The organism is Adhaeribacter pallidiroseus (assembly GCF_003340495.1).
Lineage (GTDB): Bacteria > Bacteroidota > Bacteroidia > Cytophagales > Hymenobacteraceae > Adhaeribacter > Adhaeribacter pallidiroseus.
Genome location: NZ_QASA01000001.1, coordinates 3,760,100 through 3,773,875 on the forward strand (window position 1 = coordinate 3,760,100; position 13,776 = coordinate 3,773,875).

The window sequence follows — 13,776 nt, forward strand, 5'->3', positions numbered from 1 at the left end:
CTCCAGGTAATTCCGGTAAACCCGACAATTTTTTAAAAAAATTATTACTTTTGCTTTGGTTGGCCGTTATTAAAAATGCGCACTTGCATTTTTGTGCGGTTGTACCATTTTTTAAATTTTTTATTTTTTACCGATGCTCGATACCCAAACTATTCAGATACAGAAAACCGGCAACTCCCGTTTATCGTCCGTTGATTTTAACAACCTCGATTTTGGAGCGGTATTTTCTGACCACATGCTCGTTATCGATTACGCGAACGGCGAGTGGCAAACGCCTACTATTCTTCCTTTTGGTAATTTTAGTTTAAGTCCGGCTAATCCGGCGCTGCACTACGGCCAGGCTATTTTTGAAGGTTTAAAAGCCTACAAAAACGAACAAGGCGAAATTTCGGTGTTCCGGCCGCTGGCCAATTTAGAGCGCCTGAATACTTCCGCCGAACGGTTGTGCATGCCCACTTTACCCGAAGAATTATACATGCATGGCTTATCCGAATTACTGCGCCTCGACGCGGATTGGATTCCTTCGGCTGCGGGCAGTGCTTTATACATCCGGCCTTTTATGTTTGGTACCGGGGAGTTTTTAGGCGTGCGTCCGGCTACCGAATACCGTTTTGCTATTATTACCTGTCCGGTAAATGCTTATTATTCCTCGCCTTTACGGGTGAAGGTTGAAGAAAAGTACGTGCGGGCCGTAGAAGGAGGGTTTGGTTTCTCCAAAGCCGCGGGCAACTACGCGGGTTCTTTACTGCCGGCCCAAAAAGCCTTGGAAGCCGGTTATCACCAGTTACTCTGGACCGACGGCAAAACCCACGAGTATTTTGAAGAATCGGGCACCATGAACTTAATGTTTGTAATTAATGACACGTTAATAACCCCGGCTTTAAGTACTTCTATACTGGCCGGCATTACCCGCGACAGCATTTTGCAATTAGCCAAAGACCACGGGATTTCCGTGGAAGAGCGCAAAGTATCGGTAGCCGAAGTAATGGCCGAGGTTCAGCAAGGCACGTTACAGGAAGCTTTTGGCTGCGGTACGGCCGCCGTCATCTCGCAAATTGTAACCATTGGTTACCAGGGTCAGGATTTTGATTTGCCGCCGGTAAGCGAACGGAAATATTCGCCGCTTTTAGCGCAAACCCTGGATGATATCCGGACCGGCAAAAAACCGGATACCCACCATTGGATGGTGCAGATATAGGTTTTTAGTTATATTAACAGGTTGTAAGCCGTAAACAGGTAAGAATATACCGTTTACGGCTTACAACTTTTTTATTTCACCTCAACACTTATTTTGATTTGTTTAAATTTTAAAAAATTCACGTTTATTAAGTCGGTATACTTGTTAATACTGGCTTAAAGCCCAACTTACCACGATTCATCAACTGGCGTTTTCTATTTGAACTAGTAACAAACAACGAAAAACTACTCACGAATAACTACCATGACTGCAGAACAAATAAAAGATTTAAAGGCCCGCGTAGAGGCTTTGAGGAGGTATCTTTGACTACGATGCCAAAAAAGCCGAAGTAACCGAAACCGAACAACAAACTACGGCTCCCGGATTTTGGGACGATTCTAAAAAAGCCGAAGCTATTTTAAAGGAGATTAAATCCGTAAAAATCTGGACCGACCAGTTTGAAGAAGTAGCAACCCGTTTTGCCGATTTAGAGGTATTGTTTGATTTTTACAAAGAAGGCGAGGTTTCGCCGGAAGATATTACCCGGGAGTTTACCGATACTCAGGCTCTGGTGGAACAACTGGAATTTAAGCGCATGCTGAGCAACGAAGAAGACCAGCTCAGCGCTATTTTGGAAATTAACCCCGGCGCGGGTGGCACCGAAAGTCAGGACTGGGCTGAAATGCTGATGCGCATGTACATTATGTGGGCCGAAAGCCACCGCTACCAGGTGCGCCAGTTAAATTACCAGGCCGGCGATGGAGCCGGTATTAAATCGGCTACACTGGAGATCAACGGTGATTTTGCCTACGGTTATTTAAAATCCGAAATTGGGGTGCACCGGCTGGTGCGTATTTCACCGTTCGATTCGGGTGGCCGGCGGCATACATCTTTTGCTTCCGTGTTTGCTTACCCCTTGGTCGATGATACCATTCAGATTGACATTAATCTGGCCGATATTGAGTGGGATACCTTTCGTTCGGGAGGAGCCGGTGGCCAAAACGTGAACAAAGTAGAAACGGCTGTCCGGCTAAAACACAAACCTTCCGGAATTATCATCGAGTGCCAGATCGAGCGCTCGCAGCTCATGAACAAGGAACACGCCATAAACATGCTGCGCTCCCGCTTATACCAGATAGAAGTAGATAAGCGCAACGAAGAACGCGACAAGCTGGAAAGCACCAAAAAACGCATCGACTTTGGCTCCCAAATCCGGAACTACGTCTTGCACCCGTATAAACTGATAAAAGATTTACGCACGGGTATTGAACGTACCGACGTACAAACCGTTTTGGATGGCGATTTAGACGAATATATCAAAGCTTTTTGATGGAAAACTAGACACAGTGAAGCCATTGAAAAAATCAAAGAAATGGTAAAAAAAAACTGGGAATAATATTATTATATTACAACATTTCCTAAAACCACGAAATAAGCTCCTTGCACAAGCTTTTTCGTGGTTTTTTATTATAATACAACTTATTTTAAAACTATAACAAAGAAAATTTATCTTAATTGATAATTTTTAAATTAATTGACTTCTAAAGAAGTTGAGATGGAATCCTTTTAAAAAATTTTAGCTAAACTCCTGAATTGAGATAAAAATTTTATACAATTTTTAAAAACTAGTTTTTTCTCAATATAATCTAATTATAAACCTAAGGTATTAGTTTTCAATCGCTTAGCATCCTTATTGGATTATCGCCGTATATAACTATTCAAACTATAGAGTATTAAGATTTTGTTAATTCGTGTTAAATCTTTAAAATTGAACATAGTTTTTATATTTTTTCAAAAAAAACCATCTAAAATCTACAAAATGAAAAAAATTTTACTGATGAATTTTCTTTTTGTGCTCACGCTGTTTCATCCAGCAATTGCACAAGACAAGAAAATTTCGGGTCGTGTTCTCGACGCAGCGTCGAACCAAGGTTTGCCTGGAGTAACTGTGCTATTAAAAGGCACCACTACTGGTACAGCCACCGATACCGAAGGCAATTTCTCCTTAGACGTTCCGGCTACGGGTACGTTAGTATTCAGTTTTATTGGCTACACTACGGTAGACCAAGCGATTGGCGCTTCTTCTACCATTAATATTTCATTAACGGCGGATACGCGCCAGCTGAACGAAGTAGTAGTTACCGCATTAGGGGTTGAAAGAAGCCGTAACTCCTTGCCGTATGCTGCTACTCAGGTAGGCGGCGAAGATATAACCAAAGCGCGTAATCCTAACTTCGTTAACTCTTTAGCAGGTAAAGCATCCGGGGTTAACATTAAGCAAAATAATAACCTGGGTGGTTCTACCAACGTGGTTATCCGGGGAACTAAATCGCTGTACGGTAATAATCAAGCCTTATTTGTGGTGGATGGCGTTCCTATCAGCAATGCCAATACCAATACTTTGGATCAGGCAACCGGTCGCGGTGGCTATGATTACGGTAACGTAGGCGCGGATGTTAACCCCGATGATATTGCTTCAGTAAGTATATTAAAAGGGGCAGCTGCTACAGCTCTTTATGGCTCCCGGGCTTCTAACGGAGTTATTTTAATTACTACCAAAAAAGGCAAAAAGGGTAATGTAAATGTTACCCTTAATACGGGTGCTACCATGGGCTTCGTAGATAAAAGCACTTTCCTGAAGTATCAGGATAAATATGGTGCTGGTTATGGTGCTTATTATGGTCCTAATGAAGATGCCTACTTCAATCAGCGGGATATAAATGGAGATGGCACTCCGGATTTAGTAGTTCCATTTACGGAGGATGCTTCTTATGGTGCAGCTTTTAATCCTGGATTATTGGTTTACCAGTGGAATTCACTAGATCCGCTATCTCCAATATATCGTAGTCCAACTCCTTGGGTAGCAGCTAAAAATGGTCCTAGTTATTTCCTGAAAAACGCGGTAGGCCTTAATAATAATATTACCATTGATGGTGGCAATGAAGCCGGAACTTTTAAATTAGGCTATACTAATACGAAAGATCAAGGAATTTTGCCAAACAGCGAAATCAATAAAAACATGGTAAATTTCGCGGGTTCACTAAACTTAACTCCTAAATTAACTACCAGTGCTAATATAAACTTTACTAAGATTGATGGCCGGGGACGTTATGGCACTGGTTACGACTCTTGGAACCCCATGCAACAATTCCGGCAATGGTTCCAAACCAACGTAGATATAAAAGAGCAAAAGGAAGCCTACTTCCGTAACCGCCAAAATATCACCTGGAACACCAGAAGCGCTACCGACCTTCGACCCATTTATTCCGATAATCCCTACTGGGTACGTTACGAGAATTACGAAACTGATGAGCGCTTCCATTATTTCGGTAATGTAATGGCTACCTATAAGTTTACAGATTGGTTTGATGTGATGGGTAGAGTTACCCTAGATTCTTACGATGAACTACAGGAAGAAAGAAATGCGGTGGGTAGCACCGGTATTCCCTTCTACTCCCGTTATAACCGCACTGCCCGGGAAACAAACTATGACTTCATCGCTAACTTTACTAAAAATATTACCGAAGAGTTTAGCTTTAAAGGGTTACTAGGCAGTAATTTCCGCAGACACCGGATTAATTCCGTGTTTGCTCAAACTAATGGTGGTTTAGTAGCCCCTAGAACTTATTCCTTATTTAATTCTATTAACCCCCTCAATCCTCCGTTTGAAACGGATCAAAGATATGGGGTAGATGGGTACTTTGCGAGTGCCACTTTTGGTTTTAAAGAAATGGCCTTTTTGGATTTAACCGGTCGCAGGGACCAATCTTCTACGCTGCCTAAAGGCAATAATGTTTACTACTACCCATCAGTAGCGGGTAGCTTTGTTTTTTCGGAATTGTATAAAAGTTCTCCGTGGTTATCTTATGGCAAGGTGCGGGTTAACTACGCCGAAGTAGGTAACGATGCTCCCGTTTACTCTACGTTTGATGCTTATGGCAAGCAAGATCAGGAAATTAATAGTTCCACCCGTCCTTCAGTGGGTGGTTTTGGTTCTATTCCGTTTTACTCACTGCCGGATACCAAAAATAATCCGGATTTAAAACCCGAAAGAACCAAGAGTGTAGAGGCTGGTTTAGAAATGTCTTTCCTGAGTAATCGCGTAGGCTTTGATTTTACTCTTTATAAATCAAATACCATCGACCAAATCATTCCCATCCAGGTATCCACTACCAGTGGCTACCTGTATAAATATGTAAATTCTGGTGAAGTAGAGAACAAGGGTATTGAGCTTTCCGCTTTTGTTAATCCTATAAAAACGGATGATTTCTCCTGGACTCTTAATGTTAACTGGACCCGTAACCACAACGAAGTACTTTCATTAGCTCCCGGAACTGAGAATTTATTATTAGCTAATTACCAAAGTGGTGTTACCTCTAATGCCAGTGTAGGCAGGCCATTTGGCATGATCCGGGGTAACGGGTTTGTTTATAACAACCAGGGAGAAAAAGTAATTGATTCAGACCCTGAAAGTTCTACTTACGGCCTATATTTAAAATCGCCTGCTAGCACCGAAATTGCCAATCCTAACCCACAATGGTTTGGAGGTATCTCTAATACCCTGGTATACAAAGGAGTTTCTTTATACTTCTTGGTGGATGTACGGCACGGCGGTCAATTATTTAACCTGGATACCTATTATGGTTACGGCACTGGCTTGTACCCCGAAACAGCTGGCTTAAACGATCTAGGCAATCCTTCCAGAAGCCCCGTTGGGGAAGGCGGCGGTATTATTTTCCCGGGCGTGAAAGAAGACGGTACCCCTAATGATATCCGTATCGATAATACCGAAGGTGTTTACGGCTATAATCAACCTCATCAGATGCACGTTTATAATGCTGGCTTCATTAAATTAAGAGAAGCATCTTTAACCTACTCTTTACCGGCTGCTCTTATTAACCGCATAAAGCCCTTTAAAGGCATCGATTTTTCTTTAACTGGCCGAAATTTATGGATTATTAAAAAGCATGTGCCTTATGCCGATCCGGAAGACAACCTAGGTTCCGGTAATTTAGGCCAAGGCAACATGTCTGGTTCTTATCCAACCACTCGCAATATCGGTGTTAACTTAAGATTTAGATTTTAATTAAAAATAACATGAAACGTATTCTTTTATTCTTCATCCCAGCGCTGATTTTTGCTACCTCGTGCAAAGACTTGGATGATTACGATAATATAAACCCTAAGGCTCCACAAATAGTACCGGGCGCTACCTTGGTCAGTAATGCCCAGCGGATGTTAGTAAATACTATAAATACCCCGGATTACAACATTAATCCGTTCCGGTTTTACGTACAACACTGGGCTGCCACTACTTACCCTGACGAAAGCCAGTTTGTCATAGAAAACAGAGCCGTTAATCGTTTTTTTTGGAATCCTTTATACCGGGATGTACTAGGTGATTTACATGAGGGAAAGAGAATAATTACCAATGATCCTTTATCTAACATCGTTGATGCTACCATTAAAGAAAAAGTTAGAAATAATCAATTAGCTACTATTGAAGTATTGGAAGTATATACGTGGGCAGTGCTGGTAGACACCTTTGGCGATATTCCTTATACAGAAGCCTTAAATATCGAAAATGTATTACCTAAGTTTGATGATGATGCTGCTATTTATAGCGATTTAGTTATTCGTTTAGATAAAGCAATCAGCATGTTTGACCCAGACCAGGTTGGTTTAGGTACTGGCGACTTGTATTACAATGGCAACGTAGCGAGTTGGATTAAATTTGCTAACTCCCTTAAACTGCGCTTAGGTATGACCCTGGCCGATGTGGCTCCTGATAAAGCAAAAGCAATGGTAGAAGCGGCAGCACCCAATGTGTTTACTTCTAATGCAGAAGATACTCAACTTAATTATTTATCCGTGTTACCAAACCGGAACCAGCTATACGAATCATTAGTGCAAAGTGGCCGAAATGACTATGTAGGAACCAGCACTTTAATTGATCCCATGATTGCTACAAATGACCCCAGATTAAACGAATATTTTAAAACTGTTCCAGATAGTTCTTTTTATAAAGGTGGAACTGCTGGTGCACCCAATAGTTACGCAAATAATTCAGCGCCTGGTGCTATGTTGGAAAACCCCACTTTACCAGGTATGCTCTTAACTTATTCGGAGGTAGAGTTTCTCCTGGCGGAAGCCGTTGAAAGAGGTTTTGTTCTTACCGGTACTGCGGCAGGAACGGCCGAAGCCCACTACAATAAAGCCGTAACTGCTTCTATTGCAGAGTGGGGTGGTACCGAAGCAGAGGCTGAAGATTATTTAGCGCAATCAACTATTGCCTATGCTACTGCTCCTGGTGATTGGAAGCAAAAAATTGGTTACCAAAAATGGATTTCTTTATATAGCCAACCCACTCAGGCTTGGACTGAATGGAGAAGATTGGATGCGCCCAATTTAAAAAAACCAGAATTGGCCATTTCGGAAATTCCACTGAGATTAACTTACCCCACCACAGAAGCAAATCTAAATGCAACAAATTACGCCGCCGCTGCTGCTGCCATTGGCGGCGATGTGGTAACTTCTCGAATTTTTTGGGATAAAATGTAATTTTTATAAGATCATTAACTATCATAAATTAAAAGAGCGAACAAATGTTCGCTCTTTTAATTTAATTTTATATACAAATTTTAATATATAATATGTAAAAAATATTTTAAATAAATATTGGCTAAATCCAGCTTTTCTGAAGCTTTTATAGAAAAAGTAAGGAGTAAAACGCAATTTGGTTTTTATTTAAATCAGTTTTAAGTAAATTGTACCATAAAATTATTTTAATCACAAACCAACACAAATGAAAAAAATTTTATTCATGAATTTTCTCTTTGTGCTTACGCTCTTTCATACAGCAATTGCACAAGAACAGAAAATTTCAGGTCGGGTGATCGACGTAGCGTCGAACCAAGGACTACCTGGCGTAACCGTTTTAGTTAAAGGCACCTCCACGGGAGCTGCCACTGATGTTGAAGGTAATTACAGTATTACAGCTCCTGCATCGGGCACATTGGTATTTAGCTTTATTGGCTATGTAACCAAAGAACAGCCAATCGGAAACGCTGCTACCATTAATGTATCTTTAGCTACCGATAACAGGGTGTTAAATGAAGTAGTAGTAACCGCTCTTGGCGTTTCGAGAGAAAAGAAAGAACTCGGCTATGCCGCTACTTCCCTGAAACAAGAAGCAGTTACCCAGGCGAACCCAGTAAACATTGCAAATGGTTTACAAGGTAAAGTTGCCGGTCTTAATATTGTCTCTACCAACAGTGGCGTATTTGAGAACACTAGAATACAACTGCGCGGTATTCGTTCCCTAACTGGTAACAACAACCCGCTTTTAGTTCTGGATGGAGTTCCATCAGACATCAACTACTTATCCTCCTTAAATCCCAATGACATTGAAAACGTATCTGTTTTGAAAGGTGCTTCCGCGGCCGCGATCTATGGTCCGGATGCTAGAAATGGGGTTATTATTGTTACTACTAAAAAAGGATCGGGTAATGATAAGCCGGTTGTTACTTTAAGCAACTCTACCCAATTGCAGCAAATTTCTTTTTACCCTAATTTTCAGACGCAATTTGGTAGCGGTGGTTACGGCCAATATACGCCTTATGAAAACTGGTCCTGGGGACCTGAGTTCGACGGTTCCATGGTAGAAATTGGTCATCAGTTACCGGATGGTACTACCCAAATGGTACCATACAAACCTACCAATGAAAGAAAAAAATTCTTTGATACAGGGGTTGTAAACCAAAGTGATGTTTCGTTTGCCTCCAAGGATTTTTACATTAGTCTACAAGATGCCAACGTTAAAGGGATTGTACCCGGTGATAAAAACCGCCGGACTGGTTTACGCCTAAATACCGGTAGAGAGTATGGTAAATTTAAAGTGGGTTTAAATACCAATTATGTTCAGCAAAATTACAATGTGTATGATGCCGAACAACAAGATGAATTTTTCACCAACCTAAACGTAGGCTCGAATGAGGGTTTAATGAACCTTATTTTTAACACGCCGGCGCATATCCCACTTACTTCTTACAAAGATTTCGACAATAATCCGTATGCGCAGTATAATAATTATTTTAACGACTACGGTTTAAATCCTTACTGGGCAATTGATAACTGGCGCTTAGCGGGTAAAAGAGAAGATTTGATCACGAATTTAGATTTAAACTTCAAACCTTTTGAATGGTTAAATATTACTTATCGGGGCGGGATGATTGCCCGGTTTACCAACGAAAGAAGTACTTCTGAAGGGGAAACACCTAACGAATATGGTTTAGGCAGATCTTTTGATATTGTTCCCGGAGCGGTTTCAGAAAGATCTTACAGAAGTACCCGTTTATCTTCTGAAGCATTTGCAAATATTAATTACAATATAAACGAAGATATTCGAGTAACGGGTATTCTGGGAACTTATGTACGCCAGGATGACTCTAGAGATACTGAAGTAGGTGCCGGTACACTGGTAGTTCCAGAATTATTTAATATTACTAACCTATCTGGCCAGTTAACCGGTACTTCTCCCCAAACCCGCTCCCGGTTATTTTCTTTATACGCCAGTGCTGGCTTCAATTATAAAGGCTGGGCTAATATAGAAGTTACCGGCCGTAACGATAGAACTTCCCGGCTAGCCATGAGCAATAACTCTTATTTCTATCCAGGAGTTAGTGCCGCTTTAGTAGTAAGCGAATTAGTGCCTCAGTTAAGAAATAGTACGGCTTTCTCTTTTTTAAAATTAAGAGGGTCCTGGAACAAAACGGCTAACGCCGATATTGCTCCTTACTCATTAGCTGCCACTTTCAGCCAACTATATGGATTTCCTTACGGCAATTTAGCCGGCTTTACCTCAGGAAATACAACTTACGATGCTGATTTGCAGCCCGAGTTTATTAAAAGTATTGAGTTTGGTGTAGAAGCTGGTTTCTTGAGCAACCGATTAAACTTAGAAGCAACTTACTATAATCAGGATAATACCAATCAAATTATTCCAATCCGGGTTTCTGAAGCCACTGGTTATGGGTTTGCGAACGTAAATGCCGCTTCTTTCATAAACAAAGGGGTAGAATTAGAAATGCGTTTAACGCCGTTAGTAAACCTGGGTGAGGTTGCTGTTAACTTTAATGCTAACGCTACTTACACCGATAGCGAAATTAAAAGCGTTTACGAAGGCCTGGATGAATTATCCATTGGTGGATACGTTAATGCCGGAAATTACGCGGTTATTAACCAGCCCGCCTTTATTCTTAGATCTAATGATTATTTAAGAGATGATCAAGGAAGAATTATTGTGGATGCGAAAACCGGTTATCCAACCGTTGATCAAACTTTAAAATCTTTTGGAAGAACCTTACCAAAATGGATTGTTGGCTTAAATCCGTCGGTTAACTGGAAAGGTTTACGATTCTCGGTATTAGCGGAATACAAAGGTGGACACGTGGCTTACCACGGAATTGGAGAAGGTATGGCCTGGACCGGTGTATCTGCTGCTTCTGGCCGCAATAACCGGGAAAGATTTATTATTCCTAACTCAGTTATCAAGAATGATGACGGATCCTTCACTCCAAATACAAATGTTTCTATCACCAACGCCAACGATTTTTACACGGGTGTTTTTAGAGATGTATCTTCTAACTTTATTACCAGCGCCGCTTCCTGGAGATTACGGGAATTAGCTTTAAGCTATGCCCTTCCAACCAGCCTGATCTCTAAACAAAATGTAATTAAAGGTATTTCGGTGGCCTTTACCGCCAGAAATTTAGCTTTGTGGGTGCCCAAAACAAATCAGTTTAGCGATCCGGATTTTAACAGCTTTGGTACTTCTCAAGTAGGAACTTCTACCTCACCAACCTCTAATACCGCTGGTATTACTAGTTCCCAGATAAACCCACCGGTACGTACTTACGGTGGCAATATAACCCTTACATTTTAAGTAAAAATTACAATTAACAAGTTAAATAAAAATGAAGAAATACATATATTCTGTTTTTACGCTGGTAGTGCTTTTAGCTACTCCAGGTTGTAAAGATGAATTTTTTGATATCAACGAAAACCCCAATAACCCTACGGAGGGATCTATCTCACCCCAGTTATTACTGCCCACTACGCTGCACGTAACAGCCGGTAGAATGGCTACGGAGTACGATTGGGCTGCTCACTGGATGGGATATTGGGCGCGTTCCGGTTCTTATGGTCCTAGCCTACCGTTAGAAAACTATAATATTACCGCTGAATATCAACGTACCCAGTGGACCAATGCTTCTACCTCCGATCAGATTAACCTGACGGGATGGTACAACAATTTGTTTGATATTAACCAGATGGAAACAAAAGCGGCAGCATCCGGTCAAACTTTTTACCAGGCAATTGGTAAAACAATGAAGTCGATTGGTTTTATGTACCTGGTAGACGAATATAACAATGTACCATATTCCGAAGCTTTTAACATAAACGAGCACATATTACCAAAATACGACAATGGTGCTGATATTTATGCTAGCCTTTTAGCGGAATTAGACGCAGCAGCTACCCTTTTGGCTTCGGTGGATGTAGCAGCTAATCCGGGGATTGAAACAGCTGATATCATGTTCCAAGGAGATCCAGTTAAATGGCGGAAACTAGTAAATACCCAGCGCTTAAAGTTGTTAATTCACCAGTCACAAGTAGTTAGTGAGGCTACAGTTGCGGCCGAAATAGCTAAAATTACGGCTGATGGCAGTGGTTTTTTAATGAGTGGTGAAACAGCTGCCGTAAATCCGGGCTACGCACCATCTACGGGCCGCCAAAATCCTTTCTGGAATGCTTACAAGCTTACCCCACAAGGAGGTGTAGCCGATAACTTTAACCGAGCTAATAATTATATATTAGATAAGTTAGCAAGTAACGGAGACGTTCGTTATGAGTACTACTTTAGTGAAGCCCCTACCCCAATTCAGGGTAATTTATATTATGGCTATAATTTTGGTGAAATCTTACCAAGTAGCGATCCTTACAAAGCGGTAAACTCTTCTGATGTAGCTGGTCCTGGTCTTGCTAAAAGCCCTACCCAATCCCAATGGCTATTTACTTCCGTGGAAAGCTTATTTTTACAAGCAGAAGCTATTCAAAGAGGCTGGTTGCCGGGAGATCCGAAAGCTGCTTTTGAAAGTGCTGTACGAGAATCATTTACCTGGTTAGGCGTAACAGATGCTGCGGCAAGCGCTGATGCTTATTTAGCCCAAGAGAATGATTTAGTTGATTATGATGCTGCTACTGATAAAGTAAGATTTATTGCTACGCAAAAGTATTTGTCGTTAGTGGGCATTAATAATTTTGAAGCTTGGGTAGATTACCGGAGACTAGGAATTCCATCTGATCTTCCATTGTCTTTAAACCCAGGCAGAGCCGGACGAGGAATACCAAAACGCTTAGTTTACCCGCAAGACGAATACAGTTATAATGCAGCGAATGTAGGTACTCAGGGTACTATCGACCCGCAAACATCAACTGTTTTTTGGGATAAATAATATAATTTATTAGAAACATGAAATCATTAATAAGAATATTCCCCTTTGTTTTTTTATGCTTAAGTCTAAGCTCCTGCTTAGATGAGGAAGATCCGTTAACCGATCGAGATACCGAAACTTCGCCGAACTTAATCGAGTTTTACTCCGAAGATCCTTCCGAATCGCCTTCTTCCGAACGCATTTATACAGAGATCTCTAAAACTTTTGACATAGCTCCAGAAGCAAAATTCGATGTAATAGTTAGTTATTCTGGAAAAAATAATGCTCCTGAGGATATTGTGGTAGATATAATGGTAGATCCAGCCGCTCTACAAGCCTTTAATAGTAGATTAATTGAAGACGCAAGAGCAGCTGCTACTGACGCGGGAGAAGATCCTGATGAAGCTGAAGCTGAAGTGGAGACGTATGATCTAATGCCTGCTGAGTTATATTCGTTTCCAAACCAGATAACTATTAAAAAAGGAGAAAGAAGGGCTACTCTACCTGTTACTGTAAAGCCAGACCTTTTCAATTTTGCATTTAAATATGGTCTTCCTCTTACAATTAAATCTGCCTCTAGTGGAGTTATTAGTGGAAATTTTAGTACTAACATCTATGCTTTAGGCGCAAAAAACCCTTACGATGGAACATATCATGCAACAGGTGTTTTCACTCACCCAGTTGCGGGTCCAAGGGATATAGATGAAGAAAAAACATTATCAACTGTAGGTGCTACTACCAGTCGCATAGTGGTAGGAGATCTAGGAGAAGCAAGTGGATATTTTATCTATATAAGAGTAAATTCAGATAATACTGTTACTATTTTACCAGACCCATTGTCTGTCACTCAAGATGTATTTGCTATTGGAGATAATACCTATGATCCGGCTACAAAAACATTTACTTTAAACTATGCTTACAATTCTGCTGCTCCTCGAAAAATCTCGGAAAAAGTTGTAATGGAATAATAAAAGCACTTTACATTAATAAAACCTTTCTTTGTCATCAAGGGAAGGTTTTTTCTTTTAGACATTTTTGCAACATGAAACAAAATAATTAAAATTTATCCCAAGATTTAGTTTTTATTTTGTTAGTAGCCCAATG

The 13,776-nt window shown here is 40.8% G+C and carries 7 protein-coding genes; all 7 read left to right on the top strand.

Annotation, left to right across the window (positions count from 1 at the left end; genetic code table 11):
- Positions 1–133 precede the first annotated feature (133 nt).
- The gene (locus tag AHMF7616_RS15015; RefSeq protein ID WP_115373631.1) at positions 134–1,198 is read left to right on the top strand and encodes a branched-chain amino acid aminotransferase; all 1,065 of its coding nucleotides are present in this window, start codon (positions 134–136) and stop codon (positions 1,196–1,198) included.
- 243 nt (positions 1,199–1,441) lie between these two features.
- Positions 1,442–2,507 (top strand): peptide chain release factor 2 gene (gene prfB, locus AHMF7616_RS15020; protein WP_115373632.1). Its coding sequence is split into 2 segments (ribosomal slippage): positions 1,442–1,501 and positions 1,503–2,507, totalling 1,065 coding nucleotides; the frame shifts between segments, so codons are not numbered across the junction.
- Between the two features lie 489 nt (positions 2,508–2,996).
- On the top strand, positions 2,997–6,263 hold the full coding sequence (locus AHMF7616_RS15025) for a SusC/RagA family TonB-linked outer membrane protein (RefSeq protein ID WP_115375633.1): 3,267 nt from the start codon (positions 2,997–2,999) through the stop codon (positions 6,261–6,263).
- A gap of 11 nt (positions 6,264–6,274) precedes the next feature.
- A complete protein-coding gene (locus tag AHMF7616_RS15030) occupies positions 6,275–7,738 on the top strand; it encodes a SusD/RagB family nutrient-binding outer membrane lipoprotein (RefSeq protein WP_115373633.1) in 1,464 nt (487 codons plus the stop codon).
- A gap of 244 nt (positions 7,739–7,982) precedes the next feature.
- Positions 7,983–11,120, top strand: coding sequence for a SusC/RagA family TonB-linked outer membrane protein (locus tag AHMF7616_RS15035; RefSeq protein ID WP_115373634.1), 3,138 nt, complete (start codon positions 7,983–7,985; stop codon positions 11,118–11,120).
- Between the two features lie 31 nt (positions 11,121–11,151).
- Complete coding sequence (locus AHMF7616_RS15040) at positions 11,152–12,693, top strand: SusD/RagB family nutrient-binding outer membrane lipoprotein (RefSeq protein ID WP_115373635.1); 1,542 nt, start codon at positions 11,152–11,154, stop codon at positions 12,691–12,693.
- Between the two features lie 17 nt (positions 12,694–12,710).
- Complete coding sequence (locus AHMF7616_RS15045) at positions 12,711–13,640, top strand: BT_3987 domain-containing protein (protein ID WP_115373636.1); 930 nt, start codon at positions 12,711–12,713, stop codon at positions 13,638–13,640.
- Positions 13,641–13,776: the final 136 nt, after the last annotated feature.

Bases quoted from the DNA above. Each gene is read 5' to 3' on its own strand.
- AHMF7616_RS15015 (WP_115373631.1), top strand. From the start codon at position 134: ATGCTCGATACCCAAACTATTCAGATACAGAAAACCGGCAACTCCCGT.
- AHMF7616_RS15025 (WP_115375633.1), top strand. From the start codon at position 2,997: ATGAAAAAAATTTTACTGATGAATTTTCTTTTTGTGCTCACGCTGTTT.
- AHMF7616_RS15030 (WP_115373633.1), top strand. From the start codon at position 6,275: ATGAAACGTATTCTTTTATTCTTCATCCCAGCGCTGATTTTTGCTACC.
- AHMF7616_RS15035 (WP_115373634.1), top strand. From the start codon at position 7,983: ATGAAAAAAATTTTATTCATGAATTTTCTCTTTGTGCTTACGCTCTTT.
- AHMF7616_RS15040 (WP_115373635.1), top strand. From the start codon at position 11,152: ATGAAGAAATACATATATTCTGTTTTTACGCTGGTAGTGCTTTTAGCT.
- AHMF7616_RS15045 (WP_115373636.1), top strand. From the start codon at position 12,711: ATGAAATCATTAATAAGAATATTCCCCTTTGTTTTTTTATGCTTAAGT.